Origin of the sequence: Amycolatopsis sp. lyj-346 (assembly GCF_046548975.1) — a bacterium.
In the GTDB taxonomy this organism is placed as follows: Bacteria; Actinomycetota; Actinomycetes; order Mycobacteriales; family Pseudonocardiaceae; genus Amycolatopsis.
The window spans coordinates 347,789-368,750 of the sequence record NZ_JAJPWT010000007.1 but is presented as its reverse complement, the minus strand read 5'-3'; the positions used below and the strand labels follow the sequence as shown (position 1 = coordinate 368,750).

Genomic DNA, 20,962 nt, shown 5'->3' with positions numbered 1-20,962 from the left:
GTATCTGACAAACTGACTACCCGCCAGTTCCACAATCCGGGAGGCAATGATGTCCACCGCAGAGAGTCGTCGTGAAGCGCCCGACCGCAACCTCGCGATGGAGCTGGTCCGGGTCACCGAAGCCGCCGCGATGGCGGCCGGCCGCTGGGTCGGCCGCGGCGACAAGATCGGCGGGGACGGCGCGGCCGTCGACGCGATGCGCCAGCTCGTCTCGACGGTGTCGATGCGCGGGGTCGTGGTGATCGGCGAGGGCGAGAAGGACGAAGCCCCGATGCTGTTCAACGGCGAAGAGGTCGGCAACGGCGACGGGCCGGACTGCGACGTCGCGGTCGACCCGGTCGACGGCACCACGCTGATGGCCAAGGGCATGCCGAACGCCCTCGCCGTGCTCGCGGTCGCCGAGCGCGGCGCGATGTTCGACCCCTCCGCGGTGTTCTACATGGAGAAGCTGGCCGTCGGGCCGGAGGCGGCGGGCAAGGTCGAGCTCGGCGCGCCGATCGCGGAGAACATCCGCCGGGTCGCCAAGGCGAAGCACAGCAGCGTCGGCGACGTCACCGTGTGCATCCTCGACCGCCCGCGCCACGAGCAGATCATCAAGGAGGTCCGCGAGGCGGGCGCGCGGATCCGGTTCATCTCCGACGGCGACGTCGCGGGCGCGATCGCCGCGGCCCGCCCGACCACCGGCGTCGACATGCTGATCGGCATCGGCGGCACCCCCGAGGGCATCATCGCGGCCTGCGCGATGAAGTGCCTCGGCGGCGAGCTGCAGGGCCGGCTGTGGCCGAAGGACGACGCCGAGCGCGAGAAGGCCATCGCCGCCGGGCACGACCTCGACCGCGTCCTGCTCAACGACGACCTCGTGCGCGGCGACAACGTCTTCTTCTGCGCCACCGGCGTCACCGACGGCGACCTGCTGCGCGGCGTCCACTACCGCGAGGGCGGGGCGACGACCCAGTCCATCGTGATGCGGTCCAAGTCCGGGACCGTCAGAATGATCGACGGCTACCACCGGCTGAACAAGCTGCGGGCGTACTCCTCGGTCAACTTCGACGGCCACCTGGACGCGCCCGACGACGACGTCGTGCCCCCGCTGCCGTAAGGAGATCCGTGACCAGGCGCCTGCTGCTGGTTCTGCTGGCCTTGCTGTCCGTCCTGGTCCCGGGCACCGCCGCGGCCGCCCCTGCCATCGTCGGGGGCGCGAACGCGGACCAGCCGTACCCGTTCGCGGTGTCCCTGCACTCCACGTCGGGGAAGCTGTTCTGCGCCGGTGCGCTGATCGCGCCCACCTGGGTGGTCACGGCCGCGCACTGCGTGTTCGACAAGACCCCGGCCACCGTGTCGGTGCGCGCGGGCACGAACGACGCCGGCCAGGGCGGCGAGGTCGCCCAGGTCGCCGGGGTCGTCGTGAACCCGGCGTTCAACACCCAGAGCCCGGCGGGCGACATCGCGCTGCTGCGGCTGACGGCACCCGCCGCGGCGGCGCCGATCGGGCTCGCGACGGCCGCGTCGCCGGGCACCGCGACCCGGATCCTCGGCTGGGGCCAGACGTGCCCGAAGGTGAACTGCGGCACGATCCCCACGACGCTGCAGCAGCTCGACACGCAGATCGTCGAAGGCACGAAGTGCACGTCGGTGTTCGACGGCACGGCCGAGCTGTGCACCGACAACCCGGGCGGCAAGTCCGGGGCGTGCTTCGGCGACTCCGGCGGCCCGCAGGTCGTGCGCGACGGCGATCATTGGCTGCTCGTCGGCGTCACCAGCCGTCCGGGCAACAACGACCCGGAATGCGCGACGGCGCCGTCGATCTACACGTCCGTCGTCGCCTACGCGCCGTGGATCGCCGAGAAGACGAAGGCCTGACCTACTGTGCTGATCGGTAGCAATCCGACCACAGTCACGGCCGAATGACTTCGTAGCAACGGTTACGTGCCGCGTGGGGGGCGGCCTGCTTTTGGCCGGATTACTACTCGGCGTTGCTGGAGTGGCCCGGGAACAGGTGGGCGTCCGGGTCGAGCGCGACGGCGATGTTGTTGACGGCCGTCGCGGCCTCGCCGAAGCCGGTCGCGATCAGCTTCACCTTCCCCGGGTACGCGGCGACGTCGCCCGCGGCGTAGACGCGCTCGCGCGCGGTCGCCATCGTCGAGTCGACCGCGATGGCGCGGTGGTGGATCTCCAGGCCCCAGCTCTCGATCGGGCCGAGGTCCGCGGTGAACCCCAGCGCCGCGACGACGGCGTTGGCCGGCAGCCGCTCTTCCCCGGCACCTTTGATCGAGACGTCGACGGCTTCCAGCGTGCCGTCCGGTGCTTCGACGAACCGCGTGACCTCGGCGTCGGTGATGATCCGGGTGCCGAGCTCGCGCGCCTGCCGGACGATCGACTCGGCGGCGCGGAACTTCGCGCGCCGGTGCACCAGCGTCACGCTCGCCGCCACCGGGTGCAGCGCGAGCACCCAGTCGAACGCCGAGTCGCCGCCACCGACGATCACGACGTGCTGGCCCGCGTGCGCCTGGAACGACGGGACGAAGTGGACCATGCCGCGGCCCAGCCAGCCGTCGCCGGCCGGCAGCGGGCGCGGGGTGAACTCGCCGATGCCCGCGGTGATCAGCACGGCACGGGCCCGCAGCGTCTCGCCGCCGTCGAGGGTCAGCTCGAGGCCGTCTCCGGCCGGCTCCAGCTTCTCGGCCTTGCGTCCCAGCAGGTACTTCGGCTTCCACGGCGCGGCCTGCTTCACCAGGCCGTCGACCAGATCGCGGCCCCGGACCTCGGCGAACCCGCCGACGTCGTAGATCATCTTCTCCGGGTACATCGCGGTCACCTGGCCGCCGGGCTCGGGCAGCGAGTCGACCACCGCCATCGAGAGGCCGCGGAATCCGGCGTAGTAGGCGGCGAACAGGCCCGTCGGGCCCGCGCCGATGATCACGAGGTCGTAGGAATCCCCAGCAACGTCAGTCATGCTCGCTCCAGCCAGTGGTGGATGGCGGTGATCGAGAACACACCCGATCCTAGCGTCGCGCGGCGCCGAGGGTGGGCGACGCCACCACGCGGGACGGCGCGAACAGGGCCAGAATCGGTGTCATGGCTGATCAGGAATACCGGATCGAACACGACACGATGGGCGAGGTCCGCGTGCCTGCCGACGCGCTCTACCGCGCGCAGACCCAGCGGGCCGTGGAGAACTTCCCCATCTCCGGCCGGGGCCTGGAGCGTGCCCAGATCCGCGCGCTCGGCCTGCTCAAGGCCGCCGCCGCGCGCGTCAACCACAAGCTGGGCGTGCTCGACGCCGACGTCGCCGAGGCCATCGCGGCCGCCGCCGACGAGGTCGCCGCCGGTGCCCACGACGCGCACTTCCCGATCGACGTCTTCCAGACCGGGTCGGGGACGTCGTCGAACATGAACGCCAACGAGGTCATCGCGACGCTCGCTTCGCGCGCCCTCGGGCGGGACGTCCACCCGAACGACCACGTCAACGCGTCGCAGTCGTCGAACGACACCTTCCCGACGACCATCCACGTCGCCGCCACCGAAGCCGTCACCAAGGACGTCATCCCGGCGCTGGAGTACCTGGCCGGCGCGATCGAGGTCCGCGCCGCGGAGTGGGCGGGCGTGGTGAAGTCCGGCCGCACGCACCTGATGGACGCGGTGCCGATCACGCTCGGCCAGGAAGCGGGCGCGTGGGCGTCGCAGATCCGCTTCGGCGTCGAACGGCTGAAGTCGGGCCTGCCGCGGCTGGGCGAGCTGCCGATCGGCGGCACGGCCGTCGGGTCGGGCCTGAACGCGCCGGACGGCTTCGGCTCGTCGGTCGCCACGGAACTCGCCACGGTGACCGGGCTGCCGCTGACCGAGGCCCGCGACCACTTCGAGGCGCAGGCGACGCAGGACAGCGTCGTCGAGACGTCCGGGCACCTGCGCACGGTCGCCGTGTCGCTCAACAAGATCGCCAATGACCTGCGCTGGCTGGGTTCCGGCCCGCGCACCGGCCTGGCCGAGCTGGCGCTGCCGGACCTGCAGCCGGGCTCGTCGATCATGCCGGGCAAGGTGAACCCGGTGATCCCGGAGGCCACGCTGCAGGTGGTCGCGCAGGTGATCGGCAACGACGCGGCCGTCGCTTTCGCGGGCGCGGCGGGCAACTTCCAGCTGAACGTCAACCTGCCGGTGATCGCCCGGAACGTCCTCGAGTCGGCGCGGTTGCTGGCGGCCGTTTCCCGGCTGCTGGCGGACAAGGTGTTCGCGGGCATCACCGTGAACACCGAACGCACGAGGACCTACGCCGAGGGTTCGCCGTCGATCGTGACGCCGCTGAACAAGTACATCGGCTATGAAGAAGCGGCCGCGGTCGCGAAGCAGGCGTTGAAGGAGCTGAAGACGATCCGCGAAGTCGTCATCGAGCGCGGGTACGTCAAGGACGGGAAGCTCACCGAGGAGCAGCTGGACGAAGCTCTCGACGTGCTTCGGATGGCGCGCGGCGGGAAGTGATGCGGCCCTGACCAGGACAAACGGGCCGCCGACCTGAAATTGTCGGTGGTCCGGGTCATGATGTCCGGGTGTTGCTGAGCGAGTTGGTCAACGCGTCCGCCGAGCTGGCGGCGACCAGGTCCAGGAAGGCGAAGATCGCCGTCCTGGCCGCGGTGCTGCGCGCGGCGGAGGTCGCCGAGCTGCCCGCGGTGGTCGCGTACCTGACCGGGCAGACGGCGCAGGACAGGCTGGGCGCGGGCTGGCGCACCCTGGCCGGGCTGGGCGCCGATCCCGCTCCGGAGCCGGCGGTCCCGGTGCTCGAGGTGGACGCGGCCCTCACCGCGGCCGCGGGCGTGGCGGCCGGCACGGGGTCGAACACGCGGCGGCAGGAGGTGCTGCGCGCGCTGTTCACCCGGCTGACGAAGGACGAGCAGCAGTTCCTCTTCCGGCTGGTCACCGGCGAGCTGCGGCAGGGCGCGCTGGAGGGGGTGATGGTCGACGCCATCGCGGCCGCGGCCGAGGTGCCCGCCGAGGACGTGCGGCGGGCCTTCATGCTGTCCGGGAAGCTCGGCGTCACCGCGGTCGCGGCGCTGACCGGCGGGCAGGCGGCGCTGGCGGAGTTCCGGCTCACGCTCGGCACGCCGATCAAGCCGATGCTGGCGTCACCGGCGGAGTCGCTGGACGAAGCCGTGGCCGAGCACGCCGAGGCGATCGTCGAGTACAAAATGGACGGTGCGCGGATCCAGGTGCACCGCCAGGGCGACGAAGTGCACGTCTGGACGCGGACGTTGCGCGAGATCACCGGGAGCGTGCACGAACTGGTGGAACTCGTGCGGGCAATGCCGTGCGAGTCGGTGGTGCTCGACGGCGAGACGCTGGCCCTGACCGACGCCGGGCGGCCACGGCCGTTCCAGGACACGATGAGCCGGTTCGGCAGCACCCGCGAGGAACAGGTCAAGGCACTGCTGCTGCGGCCGTACTTCTTCGACTGCCTGCACCTCGACGGCGTCGACCTGCTGGACGCACCGCTGTCGGAGCGCAACGCGGCGCTGCGCAAGGTCGCCGGGGCGCACGTGATCCCCGGCGAGGTGGGCACTTCGGGAGCAGCCGCCGTGCTGGAGGCGGCGATGGACGCGGGCCACGAAGGGGTGATGGTCAAGGACCTGGCGTCGCCGTACGCGGCCGGGCGGCGCGGGCGGGCGTGGCTGAAGGTCAAGCCGGTGCACACGATCGACCTGGTGGTCCTCGCGGCGGAGTGGGGCCACGGCCGGCGCACCGGCACGCTGTCGAACCTGCACCTGGGCGCCCGTGACCCGGACGGCGGCCCGCCGATCATGGTGGGCAAGACGTTCAAGGGCATGACCGACGAGCTGCTGGCGTGGCAGACGAGGACGTTCCAGGAGATCGAGACCCACCGCGACGACTGGACGGTGTACGTCCGGCCGGAGATCGTGGTGGAGATCGAACTGGACAGCGCCCAGGTGAGCACCCGCTATCCGGGCGGCCTGGCCCTGCGGTTCGCCCGGGTGGTCCGCTACCGGCCGGACAAGGACCCGGCCGAGGCGGACACGATCGACACGGTCCGCGGCCTGCTCCACGGCGACCGTTCGGAAGGGAGCTGACCAAGGACAGCCGAAAGCCGCTGGTGGTTGGCGGACGTCCACCGTTCGAGGGGTCCACTGTGGAGTTACCGGCGGGTACGCTCCGGGGATGCACGGCTCGAAGCTCACCCGCGCCTGGTTCGCGGTCACCGGTCTGGTCGCGCTGACCGGCCTCGTCGTCCAGGTGATCGCCACCGCGGGCGACACCGGCGGCCGCTTCACCACGGTCGCCGGCCGGGTGGCGAACCTGTTCTGCTTCTTCACGATCGACTCGAACCTGCTCGTCATCGTGACCTCGGCACTGGTGGCCTTCGGCGCGGCGCGCGGCACGGTGTTCCGCGTGCTCTGGCTCGACGCGCTGGCCGGCATCATCGTGACGGGCATCGTCTACCAGGTCGCCCTCGCCGGCCTGTACGACCAGCACGGTCTCGCGTTCTTCGCGGACACGATGCTGCACAAGGTGACACCGATCCTGTTCGTGTTCGGCTGGCTCCTGGCCGGCCCGCGCGGTGCCCTCACGTGGCGCCCGGTCTGGTGGTCGCTGCTCTACCCGCTGACCTGGCTCGCGTTCACGCTCCCCCGTGGCGCGCTCACCGGCTTCTACCCGTACCCGTTCGTCGACGCGGGCACCCTCGGCTACGGCCAGGTGGCGCTGAACTGCGTCTTCATCGGGCTCTTCTTCACCGCGCTCGCCGCGGGCGCGTTCCTCTACGACCGCCGGTTCACGCGGCTCCAACCCGCCTAGTCACGGACGCGGCGGAACGTTCACCACTAGGGTCGGGCTCATGACGGCGATTGTGCAGAACCTGGTGACTTCCGGTGTCTTCCGGCTCGACGGGGGCAGCTGGGACGTCGACAACAACGTGTGGCTCGTGGGCGACGACGCGGAAGTGATCGTGATCGACGCGGCGCACGACGCGAAGGCGATCGAAAACGTCGTGGGCGAGCGGAAGCTGGCCGCGATCGTCTGCACTCACGCGCACAACGACCACGTCAACGCCGCCCCGGAGCTCGCCGCCGCGACCGGCGCGCCGATCCTGCTGCACCCGGACGACCGGGTCGTCTGGGACCTCACGCACCCGGACCGCGCCCCGGACGGCGAACTGGCCGACGGCCAGGCGATCACCATCGCGGGCACCGAGCTCCGCGTCCTCCACACGCCGGGACACGCACCCGGCGCGGTCTGCCTGTACGCGGCGGAACTCGGCGTGCTCTTCACCGGTGACACCCTGTTCCACGGCGGCCCCGGCGCCACCGGACGGTCCTACTCGGACTACCCGACGATCGTGCGGTCCATCCGCGAGAAGCTCTTCGCGCTCCCGGAGGCGACGAAGGTGCACACCGGACACGGCGAAGGCACGACGATCGGCGCCGAGAAGGCAGCGGCGGACGGCTGGAACCAGCCTTAGGAGGAGGGGGCACTTTCACGTGAAAGTGCCCCCTCAGGAGGTGTGCTTCCGGGCGACGAGGGCGAACTCCTCGATCGCGCGGTCGAACGCGGCGCTCGCCGCACGCACCGGCCCGGGCAGGTTCATCCGTTCGAACCGGCGATCGGCATCGAGTTCGAACCGGGTGTGGTGGAGGTCCATCTCGGCTTTCCGGAGCACTTTCGCCTGCTCGATCAGCTCGTCCGGACCGCTCATCACCAGCAGCCCGTAGAACGCGCGCATGTCGGTGCGCGCGGTGTAGTACCCGTCTTCGAACTCGATTTCCCGCTGCGCGTCGGTCTCGACCGGCTCTTTCACGAGTGTCCGGCGGCGGTGGATCACATTGAGGTCGATGATGTGCTTCCGCGCCCGGGTGGCCGCCTCGATCAGCCCGGCACAGCGGTCGGCGCGGTCCTGCCGCAGTTTCGCCCGCCGGGCGGCGTTGAGCTTCAGCGGCTCGACCAGCGCGCCCAGCGTCACGCCGGCCAGTGAGGCCACCGCCGCGATGACCGCGGCACCGACCGCCGTCAGCACGTCAGCCGCGGTGCACTCGGCGACACCCGGACGCGCTGCTTCGCCTCTTCGGCCAGGCTTCGCGCCCACTCCTGCAGCCCGGCGACGTCGATCCCGTGCGGCGGCTCACGCCGGAACGGCTCGATGTTCGCCGCCCCGCGTTCCAGCAACGACACCGCGCCGACGTTGTTCCCGCGCGCCGCGTGCGTCAGCCCGACGGCGAGCTGGGCGAGGCCGCGCCAGAGCTCGCGGTCCGGCCCGTCAGTGGTCTTCCAGGCGTCCTCGAAGACCTCGTGCGCGTGGAACGGCTTGCCGTCGTCGAGCAGCTGCTGGGCCTCCGCAAGCGTTTGCGCCGGAGTGCGTTCGACGCCTTCCGGCTGGCGCTCGACCCCGTCCGCGCCGTACGGCAGCGGCCGGCCGAGGCCGTCGCGCGGCCGTGCGTTGCGTGCCCGTCCCTCGGTGTCCCGGTCGCGGCGGCTCATACCCTGAGATCCTGCCACGAGCCCGGCAGGTAGTCTGGTGACTCGTGCGTTTCCTCGACGGCCACCGGCCCGCCCACGACCTGACCTACGACGACGTGTTCCTGCTGCCGAACCGTTCGGACGTGGAGTCCCGCTTCGACGTCGACCTCGCCACCGCGGACGGCACCGGCGCGACCATCCCGATCGTGGTCGCGAACATGACCGCGGTCGCCGGCCGCCGGATGGCCGAGACCGTCGCCCGCCGCGGCGGCCTGGTGGTGCTGCCCCAGGATGTGGACAGCTCCGCCGTCGCCGAGATCGTCGGCTGGGTGAAGAGCCGCCACACGGTCTGGGACACGCCACTGGTGCTCACCGGCGGCGACGCGGTCGCCGACGCCCTCAACCTGGTGCACAAGCGCGCACACGGCGCTGTCGTCGTCGTGGACGGCGAAGGCCGCCCGGTCGGCATCGTCGACGAAGCGGCCTGCGCGGGCGTCGACCGCTTCGCGCGTCTCGCCGACGTCGCCCAGCCGCCGACCGTCACCGTCCCGCTCACCACGCCGCCACGGGAGGTCTTCGAGCAGCTCCACGGCAGCGGCGCCCACCTCGCCCTCGGCCTCGACGCCGAGGGACGGCTCGCGGGCGTCCTGACCGCCGTCGGCGCCCTGCGCGCGGAGATCTACACCCCGGCCGTCGACGACGCGGGCAAGCTGCGCGTCGCCGCCGCGGTCGGCGTCAACGGCGACGTCGCGGCGAAGGCCGAAGCCGTGCTCCGCTCGGGCGTCGACGTCCTGGTCGTCGACACCGCGCACGGGCACCAGGAGAAGATGATCGCCGCGCTGAAGGCCGTCCGGTCGGTGTCGCCGGAGGTCCCGGTGGTCGCCGGGAACGTGGTCACCGCCGAGGGCACGCGCGACCTGATCCAGGCCGGCGCCGACGTCGTCAAGGTCGGCGTCGGACCGGGCGCGATGTGCACGACCCGGATGATGACCGGCGTGGGCCGCCCGCAGTTCTCCGCGGTCGCCGACTGCGCGGCCGCCGCGCGCGAGCTGGGCAAGCACGTCTGGGCCGACGGCGGGGTCCGCCACCCGCGTGACGTCGCGCTGGCGCTGGCCGCCGGCGCGTCCGCGGCGATGGTCGGCTCGTGGTTCGCCGGCACCTACGAATCCCCCGGCGACCTGCGGTTCGACGAGCAGGGGCGGCCCTACAAGGAGTCCTTCGGGATGGCGTCGAAGCGCGCGGTCGGTGCGCGGACGCGGACGGACAACTCGTTCGACCGCGCACGGAAGGCGCTGTTCGAGGAGGGCATCTCGTCGTCGCGGATGTCCCTCGACCCGCAGCGCCCGGGTGTCGAGGACCTGCTGGACTCCATCGGCTCCGGCGTGCGCTCTTCCTGCACCTACGCGGGTGCGCGGACCCTCGAGGAGTTCCACGAGCGCGCGCTGCTGGGCGTCCAGTCGGCCGCCGGCTTCGCCGAAGGCCGCCCTCTCCCAGCCGGCTGGTAAAAGCTCAGCTCGCGCAGCACACGTGTTCAGACCACTCCGGGACGTGCCACCAGTGCTGTTTCTCCGCCGATCGGGCCGCGGGCACCACCTCGGTGGCCGCCCGCGGCTCCGGCTGGCTGCGGTAGGGCGCCAGCAACTCGCCGACCGCGTGCAGCACCCCGCCGACCAGCACGGTGCGGACGTTCGCGGCCGCCTTGATGTCCTGCAACGGGTTGCCGCTGACGAGCGACAGATCGGCGTAGGCGCCTCGCTTGAGCACGCCGATCCGGTCCTCGAGCCCCAGCCACCGCGCCGGATTGCGGGTGGCGGTGGTGAGCGCCTCGTACGGCGTGAACCCGAACGCGACCATGGCCCGCAGGTTCTGGTGGGTGGAGATGGCCACGTTGTCCAGCGGGGAGTCCGTGCCGGTGACCACGAACCCGCCCGCCCGGTGGATCCGCAGCAGCAGGTCGACGTTCCCGGCGAGGGTCCGGCGAAGGTAGGAGTTCTCCGGGTTGCCCGCGGTGTCCGCCGTGGTCTTGAGCTGCTGGTATTCCCACGGCGGGAACAGGACCTCGGTGCGCTCGTCGGTCACCAGCGACTTGTCGTCCGCGTACAACGCCCTGGAGGTGAACAACGTCGGCGTGATCGACATCCCCGAGCGGGTGAACAAGGCGACCGCGTCCTGGTACGACCGGCCGAGCCGGCTGACGGTGTGCGAGTACCCGAGCCGGTTGGTGGCACCGGTGTGCTCCATCGCGTCCATGCCGATGTTCGCCGCCGGGTACAGGTAGTGCGACGACAGCGGGATGCCCGCCCGGTGCGCGGCCCGGACGACGGCCTGCTGGTCGGCCACGGGAAGCCGGACGTAGGTCTTGATCAGGTCGTACTCCAGCTCGACCGCGCGGGACAGCTCCAGGTCCAGCTGCCCTGTCGAAAGGGTCGGCCGCATGAAGTTGTAGTAGATCCGGGAACCGTCGATGGCTTCCCCGGTGCCGAAGTACCTTGGCCCGACCCGGTTTCCGGACTCCAGCGCCTCGCGCGTCTCCAGCATCTGGTACACCGGATCACCGGGCGAGCGGGTCGTGGTGATGCCGTAGGACAGCCACAGCCTGCCCTGCCGGTCACCCCACTGCCTGCCGCGCAGGTGCCAGTGGTTGTGGAGGTCGACGAGCCCGGGCATCGCGGTCAGGTCGTGCGCGTCGACGGTGCCCGGTGCGTCCCGATGCGGCCGGACGTCGGCGATCCGGCCACCGTCGACGACGATGTCGACGTCCCGCCGCAGCGTCCGGGCGACGCCGTCCCACGCCGCGCCGACGTGGATGACGGTCGGCCGCGGCGGGCGCGGCCGGGCCCAGGTGAAGTCGAGCCGGATCGTGCGCGGCTCGCCACCGGTGATCTTCTGGGCCTTGAGCCGGCCCTTCGACAGGTACACGAGCGTGTCGTTCCCCTGCCAGGCCAGTGAGTCGGTGACCTCGTGGGTGACCTGCCTCGGCGCGCCGAGGAGCCGCCCGGTGCCGTCGACCGGGGCGATCCAGGCCACGCTTTCCACGGTGAACGCGAGATACCGGCCGTCGGGTGACCACAAGGGACCGTCGTCGCCGCGGGTGGCGAGCGAGCGGAACGGCATCGGCTCGGCGTAGCGGAGTTCGTGGGTCTTCAGGTCGACCGTGAGGATCTGGCTCGTGCCCTCGCGGAACCGCCGCGAGTACGGCTTGACCGCGGCCAGCGCGAGGACCGACCCGTCGGGCGACCAGGTGGGCCTGCCCGGCATGAACAGCGGCGGCGTCACCTGCTGGGCCCTGCCCAAGGCCACGTCGTGGATCCAGGTGGCGCCGTCCTGGTCGGCGTAGGCCACCCGGCCGCCGTCCGGCGACCACCGCGGCGCGACCTGGGCGCCCGCCAGCCGGGTGAGGACGGTGTCCTGGCCGGTGCCGAGGTCACGCAGCCACAGGTCGGCGGTGCCGAGCCGGTCGCTCGTGTAGAGCAGCTTCGTCCCGTCCGGGTGGAAGTCCGGGTCGGAGTTGAAGTAGCCGTCGCCGATCAGCCGCTGTGGCCTGCCCCCGCCCGCCGAGACGACGTAGATCGCGTTGAGGGCCCGGAACGCGATCCGCTTGCCGTCCCGGGACACCACCGGACCGGCGATGCCCCGGACGGGCTTCGGCGCGGCCGAGTCCAGGTCCCGGACGCGCCTTCGGTAGTCGCGCGTTGCCGTGGAGACGCTCGCTTCGAACGGGATGTCCTTGACGGCGCCGGACTCCTCGCGCCGCCGGATGCGCCCGTCGGCGGTGTAGAGCACGGCGGACCCGGACCAGTTCGCGGCGAAGCCGAAGACGTCCTCGCCCTTGGTCAGCTGCCGGTCGCCGAGCATGAGGTCCGCTTCGGCGCCACGCAGCCGCAGGTAGCTGGGCTGCCCGCCGGGACCGAACGCGGGGCCGTAGAACCTGTCGGTGCCGGTCGCGGTGACCAGGCGCGTGCGGGCGCCGGTCGCCGGGGTGATGACGTCGATGGCGGTGTCGTTCACGGTGAAGACGATCTTCGTGCCGTCGGCCGACCAGCGCGGCGACGCCTCTTCGTCGGTGGTGGACACCACCGTGCTGATCGCTCCGGTGGCGACGTCCAGCAGGTGGATGCCGTAGCTGCCGTCCCGGTCGCTGCTGCAGGCGATCTTGGTGCCGTCCGGCGAGAACACGGGCTCCCGGTGGTCGAACGGCCCGCTGGTGAGCTTGCGCGGCGTACCGCCTGCGACATCGATGACGTACAGGTGGAAGTTGCCGTCGCGGTACGACTGGAACGCGATCCGGCGGCCGTCCGGCGACCAGCTGGGGAGCGTCGCGTCCTGCAGGTCGTCGGTGAGCCGCCGGGCGCGACCGCCGCCGGCGGGCAGCACCCAGATCCCGGTGACCAGGTCGACCGCGATCCACCGGCCGTCCGGCGACAGCGCGGCGGACATGTTCGTGCCCTCTCGGAGCACCACGCCGTCCCGTCCGGCAGCCGGCCGGCCGTCCGGTTCGGCCTCGGCGACCCCCGGCCCGGCCACGGCCAGCGCGGCGGCGGCGGCGCCACCACGTACGAGAACTTCACGACGGGACAGGCTTTCCGGCGCCATCTGGCCAACTATGCCCATCCCCGGGCCCGGCCGTCCAGCGGCCGAGCGGGTTTTTCACCGGATCTCCGGCAAAGGCGGGAAGAGCTGCCGGGGGCGGCGCGAGCGCCGCCCCCGGCGCCTCCTCAGCCGTGGTCCTCCAGCATCTCGGTGACCAGGGCGGCGATCGGCGACCGCTCCGAGCGCGTCAGCGTGACGTGCGCGAACAGCGGGTGGCCCTTGAGCTTCTCGATCACCGCCGAGACGCCGTCGTGCCGTCCGACGCGCAGGTTGTCACGCTGGGCGACGTCGTGCGTGAGCACCACCCGTGACGCCGTGCCGAGCCGCGAGAGCACCGTGAGCAGGACGTTGCGCTCCAGCGACTGCGCCTCGTCGACGATGACGAACGTGTCGTGCAGCGAGCGGCCGCGGATGTGCGTCAGCGGGAGCACCTCGAGCATGCCGCGGTCGAAGACCTCGTCGAGGACGTCCTGGCTGACCAGCGCGCCGAGGGTGTCGAACACCGCCTGCGCCCACGGCTGCATCTTCTCGCTCTCGGACCCGGGCAGGTAGCCGAGGTCCTGGCCGCCGACCGCGTAGACCGGCCGGAACACCACGACCTTGCGGTGCTGGCGGCGTTCCATGACCGCCTCCAGGCCCGCGCACAGCGCGAGTGCCGACTTGCCGGTGCCGGCCCGGCCGCCCAGCGACACGATGCCGACGTCGGAGTCGAGCAGCAGGTCGAGCGCGACGCGCTGCTCGGCGCTGCGGCCGTGCAGGCCGAACGCCTCGCGATCGCCGCGCACCAGCCGGATGCGCTTGTCCGCCGTGATCCGCCCCAGCGCGCTGGAGCTGCCCGCGAGCAGCCGCAGCCCGGTGTGGCAGGGCAGCTCGGCGAGCTCGTCCATGCCCCATTCGACGGGATCGACGGTGCTGCCGCCGAACAGCGCGTCCAGCACTTCCTGCTGGACGTCGACGTCCGCCATGCCGGTCCAGCCCGACGGCGTCACTTCCTGCGCGCGGTATTCGTCCGCCTCGAGACCGACGGCCCCGGCCTTGACCCGCAGCGGGATGTCCTTCGTCACCAGCGTGACCGCCGCGTTCTCCGCCGCCAGGTTCAGCGCGCAGGCGAGGATGCGGTGGTCGTTGGAGTCGGTCCGGAACCCGGACGGGAGCACCGACGGGTCCGAGTGGTTCAGCTCCACCTGCAGCGTGCCGCCGTGGTCCCCGATGGGGAGCGGCGCGTCGAGCCTGCCGTACTGCCGGCGCAGGTCGTCGAGCATGCGCAGGGATTCCCGGGCGAACCAGCCCAGCTCCGGGTGGTGGCGCTTGGCCTCCAGTTCACTGATGACGACCAGCGGAAGCACGACGGCGTGCTCGGCGAACCGAGTGACGGCCCACGGGTCCGAAAGGAGGACCGACGTGTCGAGCACGTACATGTGCTGCTGGGGTACGGGCGCTTTCTCCGGGCCGGAAACGGCACCGGTCGAAGAGTGGCCAGAGGCCTTACGGGGCAAACGCTGCGCAGTCACGACGGCATCTCCCTCGAGGGCGTGTGCACCTCACGCCCGCACTCGCTGGGCCGGGCACCTCCCTGGCTGGACCACTCCTCCTGACCTGGGTCAGGTGACGCGGCCACGAGGGCCGGGTGCCGGCCCCCTCGAGCGTCTCGTGGGCGGCTGAGCCGCCCCCTCGATCACCGCCACGACCAGGGCCTCCCGCGAGGACCCGCACGGAACGCGCGCCCTCACTCCGGAAGGTACCCACGAATGGGGCGTCGCGCAGCGAGCCAACACGGTGATTCGCCAGATCGTCATCTCACCGTCGGTCGTCCGAAATCAACTCTGGGTGCGCTCCAGGGTCCGTGACCAGCGGTTTTTGCCGGGCGCTAGGAGCCGAACCGGCGGTGCCGCCAGGCGTAGTCGCGGATGGCGCGCAGGAAGTCGACACGACGGAAGGCGGGCCAGTAGGCCTCGGTGAACCAGAACTCCGAGTGCGCGGACTGCCACAGCAGGAACCCGGAAAGCCGTTGCTCGCCCGACGTGCGGATGATGAGGTCCGGGTCCGGCTGGCCCGAGGTGTAGAGGTGTTCGGAGATGTGGTCGACGTCGAGGATCTTCGCCAGCTCGTGAATGGACGTTCCCTCGTCGGCGTGCTGGCGCAGCAGCTTGCGCACGGCGTCCGCGATTTCCTGGCGCCCGCCGTAGCCGACCGCGACGTTGACCTCCATCCCGGTCCGCCCCTCGGTCCGGACGGCGGCCTCGCTGAGCCGCTTCGCGACATCGGCGGGCAGCAGGTCGAGCGCACCGACGATCCGCAGCCGCCACGGCGTCCCGGGCGCGGCGAGTTCGTCGGTGACGTCGGTGATGATCTTCAGCAGCGGCGTGAGCTCGTCCGGGTCGCGGTTGAGGTTGTCGGTGGACAGCAGCCACATGGTGACGACCTCGACGTCGGCCTCCTGGCACCAGCTCAGGAAGTCCGCGATCTTCTTCGCCCCGGCGCGATGACCGTCCGAAACGTCCGTAAAGCCCGCTTCCCTCGCCCAGCGGCGGTTGCCGTCGAGCATGATGGCGATGTGCCGGGGATGCCGCCCGGCGGCCTGCTGGATGAGGCGCCTGCCGTAGGCGCTGTACACGACGTCGGACAAGAAGGAGCGAACACTCACGTCGAGTCAGCGTACGCACCCGGTGTGAGGCGTGTGACTTGAGCACTACTGGAGAACCGACGCTGTCGTAACCTGGATGTGTGAGCCTGTCGACGGAACCACCCGAACCCGTAGTGGACCTCCGCCCCCGGCTGCGCGGGCACATCCACTTCTGGACGTTCTTCGGCGCCCTCGCGGCGGCGGCCACGCTGATCAGCCTGGCGGCGTCCACAGTGTCCCCGATCGCCACCCTGGCAACGTCGGTGTACGGCCTGACGGTGCTCGGCCTGTTCGGCGTGAGCGCGCTGTACCACCGCCGGTTCTGGAGCCCCCGCGCGTACAAGTGGATGAAGCGCGCGGACCACTCGATGATCTTCCTGTTCATCGCGGGTACGTACACCCCGTTCACGCTGTTGGCGATGTCAAAGCCGACGGGCTACGTGATCCTGTCGATCGTCTGGGGCGGCGCGATCGCCGGTGTGGCCCTGAAGATGCTGTGGCCGAACGCGCCTCGGTGGCTCGGGGTGCCGATCTACATCGCGTTGGGCTGGGTCGCGGTGTTCGTGTTCCCGGAGCTGGCAACCCACGCCGGAGTGGGCGCACTGGTACTGCTGTGCGTCGGCGGGCTGTTCTACACGCTGGGCGCGGTGTTTTACGCCGTGAAGTGGCCGAACCACTGGCCGGAGACGTTCGGGTACCACGAGTTCTTCCACGCGTGCACGGTGCTGGCGGCGGTGTCGCACTACATCGCGATCTGGCTGGCCATGTACGCCTGACGGCTGGCCATGTACGCCTGAGTCCCCGCGCCGGTCAGTGTCCGTGGTACCTGTTGCTGGCCTTCGTCGACACGCGCCAGCCCCAGCGGCGCGGATGAATCGCGCCGTCGAATCAATGCGTAAAAGCGCGACCACTCACTCAAGGATCGAGTGAATGGCCGCGCTTTGAAAGGGATGAGCCGGTGGGTGGTTGATGCACACTCAAGCAACCACCCCACGACTACCGATCAGCCTGCCGAGTTGCCGTTGCAGGCGACGTACGACGGGTTGTGGTTGACCGTCAGCAGCTCCAGCGGGCCGTTCCACTGCCAGGGCAGCAGGCACGCGTTGTTGAGGATGCTGATGCCACCGTGACCGGCACCGGTGGAGTTGTTGTTGCAAGCCGCGTACGAGGGCGCGTGGCCCGCGTGCAGCGCCTCGATGGGACCGTTCCACTGCCACGGAGCCGCGCACAGGTTGTCGCCGATGCTGATGCCGCCGCCGCCCGGGTGGTGACCCTCGCCGGCGGAAGCCGGCGCGGCAACAGCGAGCATGGCGCCACCGATCAGTGCGGCTGCGAAGAGCGTCTTTTTCATCATGATAAAATCATCGGACAGTCCGCCGCCGTCCTTTATCGACATCACTCGATGGTTTGGACAACATCACCCGTCCCGGCACTCAACCACCTTACGCCGGGCGGTGGGCGCGGAACTGTGCCACGGTTGGGGGTTCCACCGCCGTGCGGGTGTCACCGTCCCAGCTGGACAGACGCCGCACGGCGGGTGAAACGTCCTCAGCCGAACATCCCCGGCTGGTACTCCCCCGCGGGGTTGCGGACGATCACGTTCAGCCGGTTCCACGCGTTGATCGTCGCCACCAGCGCGATCAGCGCCCCGATCTGCTCGTCGTCGTAGTGCTTGCGCACCGCGTCCCACGTCTCGTCGCTGACGCCGGTGTGCGCGTCCGCCAGGCGCGTGCCCTCCTCCGCCAGCGCCAGGGCCGCGCGCTCCGCCTCGGTGAACACCACCGCTTCGCGCCACGCCGCCACCATCGCCAGGCGGACCGCCGTCTCGCCGGCGGCCGCCGCGTCCTTCGTGTGCATGTCGAGGCACATCCCGCAGCCGTTGATCTGGCTGGCGCGGATCTTCACCAGCTCCTGCGTCGCCTTCGGCAGGGACGACTCCTCGAACGGGCGGCTCGCGGCGATCAGGCGCTTGGCGAACTTGGCGGTGACCTCGTTCTCGAACATGTTGATCCGGGCTTCCATGGTCGTTCCCCTTCCATCGTCTGCTTCACCCCCTTGACGACCCGGGCGACGGCGTTGTGACAGCCCCGTGAGTGACGCCCGTCACGCCGAATTCAGGTCCACACCTTCGCGGCCCCGTGACGGCGGCCGGTCACGCCGGCGGCACCGCGCTCCACCTGCGGACGCCGCCGCACCTGGCCCGCCGGAGACGCTTCAAACGCTCACGTTCAGGGGTCACCCACGGGAACACCACGACGGTTGCCGTGCTCGCCGGCACGGCCGACGGTTGGCCCGTCCAAGGAAGCGAAGAGCGGAAGGAGCACGACCGCGATGGCCAGGACCCTGCAGCCCGAAGAACTCATCGACAGCGCCGTGGTCGACCCGGAGGGCAACAAGCTCGGGAAGGTCGGCAACGTCTACCTCGCCGACGCGACGCACCAGCCCGAGTGGATCACCGTCAAGACCGGCCTGTTCGGCACCAAGGAAAGCTTCGTCCCGCTTTCGGGCGCGCACACGGACAAGGACGGCGTCCACGTCCGGGTCGACAAGGACCGCGTCTCCGACGCGCCCCGCATCGACGCCGACGGGCACCTTTCGCCCGAAGAAAGCACGCAGCTCTACCAGCACTACGGCCTGCCGGTGCCGCGCACGTCGCCGGACGGGCGGATGGACCGCGGCACGGACCGTGGCAAGGCCGCCATGGGCGGGCGCGACAAGCGCGACGACCGGGCCATGACGCGCTCCGAGGAGCGGCTGAACGTCGGGACCGAGCAGGTCGAGACCGGGCACGTGCGGTTGCGCAAGTACGTCGTCACCGAAGAGCAGCAGGTCACGGTACCGGTGCGGCACGAAGAGGTGCGTGTCGAACGCGAGCCGGTCACCCGCGGCGACGGCACGGCGGAGATCGGCGAGGCCGAGCAGGACATGGTGCTGCACGCCGAGAAGCCCGTGGTGCGCAAGGAAACCGTGCCGGTCGAGCGGGCGCGGCTGCGTAAGGAGACGGTCAGCGACGAGCAGACCGTGTCCGGCAAGGTCCGCAAGGAACAGTTCGAGGTCACCGACGACGACCGCGGGCGCCGCCGGTCGTGAAAGGCTCCCGGGCGGGTGGCCGGGCCCCGATACCGGCCACCCGTCTGGGGCACCACTACGGGTGAACGGTCAGGACGTCAGCATCGGCGCCGCGAGGAACTGCTCCGGGATCGCGAACGCGTCCACCAGCGTGCGCGCGTGCGGACGCAGCTCCGAGCACAGCCGGTTCACCGCCGACGTGACGGCCTTCGCGCGCGACGCCGTCAGGCGGCCGTGGCCGAGGAACCACGCCAGGTCCTCTTCGATCGCCGACAACGCGTACAGGTCGCAGACGCGCTCCAGCAGTGAACGGGCGTCGGGGTCCGAGCAGCGCTCCACCGCCGCCGCGAACGCTTCCAGGACCAGCCGTTCGACGTGGACGCGGCCCGCGCGCAGCACGTGGTCCTGCGCCGAATTGAACACCCTGAACGGGTCGGACGCCGCTTTGCGCAGGCGCTTCGCCACGCCTTCGACGACGTGGTCTTCGCGGTCCTCGAACAGCCGCAGCTGCCACTCGCGGCGGAAGAAGACCTCCGAGTCGGAGCCCACCGTGAGCGACTCGACCGCCTTGCGGGCCGACGTCCGCTCCAGCACCGCGCTGACCACCTGCTCGGCGACGAACCGGGCCGTCGCCAGCGGTGAAAGATCCTCGAAATCCTGTTTGTAGCTGGTCAGCAGACCCTTCGCGACCAGCTGCAGCAGCACCGTGTTGTCGCCTTCGAACGTCGTGAAGACGTCGGTGTCGGCCTTCAGCCCGGGCAGCACGTTCTCCGCGAGGTAGCCCGCCCCGCCGCACGCCTCGCGTGCGGTCTGGATCGCCGACGTCGCGTGCCACGTCGCGAGGACCTTCAGCCCGGCGGCGCGCGACTCCAGCTCGCGCTGCTCCTCCTCCGGCGCCGACGCGTCGATGTCGTGCAGCTTCCAGACCAGCTCTTCCTGCGCGAAGTGCAGCGCGTACGTCCTCGCCAACGCCGGCAGCAGTTTCCGCTGGTGGGCCAGGTAGTCCAGGACGACGACCTCGTCGCCGTCCGGCTTCGCGAACTGGCGGCGGACCTCGCCGTAGCGGATGGCCAGCGTCAGGGCGCGTTTCGTGGCGCTGCCCGCGCTGCCCGCGACGCTCACCCGGCCGCGGATCAGCGTGCCCAGCATCGTGAAGAACCGGCGGCTGTCGCTTTCGATCGGGCTCGAGTACGTCCCGTCTTCGGCGACGTCACCGAAGCGGTTCAGCAGGGCTTCGCGCGGCACCCGCACGTTGTCGAAGCCCAATCGTCCGTTGTCGACGCCGTTGAGGCCGGCCTTCGGCCCGCAGTCCTCAATGGACACGCCCGGCAGCGGCGCGCCGTCGTCGTCGCGGATCGGCACGAGGAACGCGTGCACACCCCGTGATTCGCCGCCGGTCACCAGCTGGGCGAAGACCACCGCGAGCCGGCCGTCGCGGGCCGCGTTGCCGATGTATTCCTTGCGCGCCATGGCATCCGGCGTGTTGACGACGAAGCCGCCGTCCGCGAACGTCGCCGTGGTGCGCAGGTGCTGGACGTCGGAGCCGTGGCCGTGCTCGGTCATCGCGAAGCAGCCCAGCACGTCGAGGTCCATGATCGCGCGCAGGTACCGCTCGTGGTGGCGCTCGGTGCCGAGCAGCTGGACGGCGCCGCCGAACAGGCCCCATTGGACGCCGGCCTTCACCATCAGCGACAGGTCGCCGTAGCCGAGCATCTCGAACGACGTCACCGAGCCGCCGACGTCGCCACCGCCGCCGTACACCGGGTCGAAGCCCAGGCCGGGCCGGTCGGTGGCGGCGAGCGCACGCAGCTGGTCGAGCACCTGGGCGCGGTGCGCCTCGATGCCGAGGTCAACCGGGTCCCGGAACTCCGCATCGGCCATCTGCGCCCGCACCCCGCGGCGCAGTTCGGCCCAGCGCCCGTCGAGGACGGCGGTCAGTGCGTCCGGATCCACCTTCGAGGGCATTTCGGGAACGTCCACGGCTACCTCCGGAAAGGACGAACGGCCAGCTTTCCTACTCGTTGGTAGTAAGCCTGCCGCAGCGTCGGCGATCCCGCAGGTTCAGAAAACTCCAGGCGCGCGAGTGCCGTCAGGTCCAGGCTTGCGCGATCGACGAAAAGGCTGTCATGATCGCAGCATGTCGATTCGAAAGGGCGTGCGCGCCCTCGCGCGTTGAGCGCCTCGCGGCGGCCGGACCGCCGAATTTCCGATATCTCGCAATGGCTG

The 20,962-nt window shown here is 70.8% G+C and carries 18 protein-coding genes; 9 read left to right on the top strand and 9 right to left on the bottom strand.

Translation table 11 applies throughout. From position 1 onward, the window contains the following. The first annotated feature begins 49 nt into the window (after window positions 1–49). Entirely contained in the window at window positions 50–1,099 is a 1,050-nt protein-coding gene (gene glpX, locus ACLJQE_RS23510) for a class II fructose-bisphosphatase (RefSeq protein ID WP_410641465.1), read from the top strand. A gap of 8 nt (window positions 1,100–1,107) precedes the next feature. Further along, a complete protein-coding gene (locus tag ACLJQE_RS23505) occupies window positions 1,108–1,860 on the top strand; it encodes a S1 family peptidase (RefSeq protein ID WP_410641464.1) in 753 nt (250 codons plus the stop codon). Window positions 1,861–1,963: 103 nt separating this feature from the next. Here ACLJQE_RS23505 and ACLJQE_RS23500 read toward each other — a convergent pair whose 3' ends face one another. Beyond that, window positions 1,964–2,953, bottom strand: coding sequence for an NAD(P)/FAD-dependent oxidoreductase (locus tag ACLJQE_RS23500; RefSeq protein ID WP_410641463.1), 990 nt, complete (start codon window positions 2,951–2,953; stop codon window positions 1,964–1,966). A 122-nt stretch (window positions 2,954–3,075) separates the two neighbouring features. Here ACLJQE_RS23500 and ACLJQE_RS23495 point away from each other — a divergent pair, with 122 nt between their 5' ends. The 4 genes from ACLJQE_RS23495 to ACLJQE_RS23480 all read left to right on the top strand — a co-directional run bounded on the left by ACLJQE_RS23495 (window position 3,076) and on the right by ACLJQE_RS23480 (window position 7,462). Further along, window positions 3,076–4,473 carry a class II fumarate hydratase gene (locus ACLJQE_RS23495; protein ID WP_410641462.1) on the top strand — a complete coding sequence of 466 codons (1,398 nt, stop codon included), beginning with the start codon at window positions 3,076–3,078 and terminating at the stop codon, window positions 4,471–4,473. 68 nt (window positions 4,474–4,541) lie between these two features. Then, window positions 4,542–6,074 carry an ATP-dependent DNA ligase gene (locus ACLJQE_RS23490; RefSeq protein ID WP_410641461.1) on the top strand — a complete coding sequence of 511 codons (1,533 nt, stop codon included), beginning with the start codon at window positions 4,542–4,544 and terminating at the stop codon, window positions 6,072–6,074. Window positions 6,075–6,162: 88 nt separating this feature from the next. After that, entirely contained in the window at window positions 6,163–6,798 is a 636-nt protein-coding gene (locus ACLJQE_RS23485; RefSeq protein ID WP_410641460.1) for a Pr6Pr family membrane protein, read from the top strand. 40 nt (window positions 6,799–6,838) lie between these two features. Continuing rightward, window positions 6,839–7,462, top strand: coding sequence for an MBL fold metallo-hydrolase (locus ACLJQE_RS23480; RefSeq protein WP_410641459.1), 624 nt, complete (start codon window positions 6,839–6,841; stop codon window positions 7,460–7,462). 33 nt (window positions 7,463–7,495) lie between these two features. Here the strand turns inward: ACLJQE_RS23480 and ACLJQE_RS23475 are convergent, their stop codons facing one another. Further along, window positions 7,496–8,014 (bottom strand): hypothetical protein, encoded by a 519-nt coding sequence (locus ACLJQE_RS23475; protein ID WP_410641458.1) that lies wholly within the window; start codon window positions 8,012–8,014, stop codon window positions 7,496–7,498. Continuing rightward, a complete protein-coding gene (locus ACLJQE_RS23470) occupies window positions 8,008–8,475 on the bottom strand; it encodes a DUF309 domain-containing protein (RefSeq protein ID WP_410641457.1) in 468 nt (155 codons plus the stop codon). The genes ACLJQE_RS23475 and ACLJQE_RS23470 overlap by 7 nt, the downstream gene beginning before the upstream one ends. A 44-nt stretch (window positions 8,476–8,519) precedes the next feature. On the opposite strand from ACLJQE_RS23470, the gene ACLJQE_RS23465 reads away from it, so the two are divergent. Continuing rightward, window positions 8,520–9,959: a GuaB1 family IMP dehydrogenase-related protein gene (locus ACLJQE_RS23465; protein WP_410641456.1), complete on the top strand. Its 1,440-nt coding sequence runs from the start codon at window positions 8,520–8,522 to the stop codon at window positions 9,957–9,959. A gap of 4 nt (window positions 9,960–9,963) precedes the next feature. Here ACLJQE_RS23465 and ACLJQE_RS23460 read toward each other — a convergent pair whose 3' ends face one another. The 3 genes from ACLJQE_RS23460 to ACLJQE_RS23450 all read right to left on the bottom strand — a co-directional run bounded on the left by ACLJQE_RS23460 (window position 9,964) and on the right by ACLJQE_RS23450 (window position 15,688). Next, window positions 9,964–13,047: an amidohydrolase family protein gene (locus ACLJQE_RS23460; protein ID WP_410641455.1), complete on the bottom strand. Its 3,084-nt coding sequence runs from the start codon at window positions 13,045–13,047 to the stop codon at window positions 9,964–9,966. A gap of 122 nt (window positions 13,048–13,169) precedes the next feature. Then, window positions 13,170–14,462 (bottom strand): PhoH family protein, encoded by a 1,293-nt coding sequence (locus ACLJQE_RS23455; RefSeq protein ID WP_410641454.1) that lies wholly within the window; start codon window positions 14,460–14,462, stop codon window positions 13,170–13,172. A 449-nt stretch (window positions 14,463–14,911) separates the two neighbouring features. Beyond that, entirely contained in the window at window positions 14,912–15,688 is a 777-nt protein-coding gene (locus ACLJQE_RS23450; RefSeq protein ID WP_410641453.1) for an isoprenyl transferase, read from the bottom strand. Window positions 15,689–15,801: 113 nt separating this feature from the next. On the opposite strand from ACLJQE_RS23450, the gene trhA reads away from it, so the two are divergent. Beyond that, complete coding sequence (gene trhA, locus ACLJQE_RS23445) at window positions 15,802–16,443, top strand: PAQR family membrane homeostasis protein TrhA (protein ID WP_410641530.1); 642 nt, start codon at window positions 15,802–15,804, stop codon at window positions 16,441–16,443. A gap of 227 nt (window positions 16,444–16,670) precedes the next feature. On the opposite strand, the gene ACLJQE_RS23440 is transcribed toward trhA, so the two are convergent. Continuing rightward, on the bottom strand, window positions 16,671–17,063 hold the full coding sequence (locus ACLJQE_RS23440; protein WP_410641452.1) for a hypothetical protein: 393 nt from the start codon (window positions 17,061–17,063) through the stop codon (window positions 16,671–16,673). Between the two features lie 152 nt (window positions 17,064–17,215). Beyond that, window positions 17,216–17,689: a carboxymuconolactone decarboxylase family protein gene (locus ACLJQE_RS23435; RefSeq protein ID WP_410641451.1), complete on the bottom strand. Its 474-nt coding sequence runs from the start codon at window positions 17,687–17,689 to the stop codon at window positions 17,216–17,218. A gap of 309 nt (window positions 17,690–17,998) precedes the next feature. Between ACLJQE_RS23435 and ACLJQE_RS23430 the strand changes: the two genes are divergently transcribed. Further along, entirely contained in the window at window positions 17,999–18,757 is a 759-nt protein-coding gene (locus ACLJQE_RS23430) for a DUF2382 domain-containing protein (protein ID WP_410641450.1), read from the top strand. Window positions 18,758–18,826: 69 nt separating this feature from the next. Here ACLJQE_RS23430 and ACLJQE_RS23425 read toward each other — a convergent pair whose 3' ends face one another. Continuing rightward, window positions 18,827–20,716, bottom strand: coding sequence for an acyl-CoA dehydrogenase (locus ACLJQE_RS23425; RefSeq protein WP_410641449.1), 1,890 nt, complete (start codon window positions 20,714–20,716; stop codon window positions 18,827–18,829). Between the last annotated feature and the right edge of the window lie 246 nt (window positions 20,717–20,962).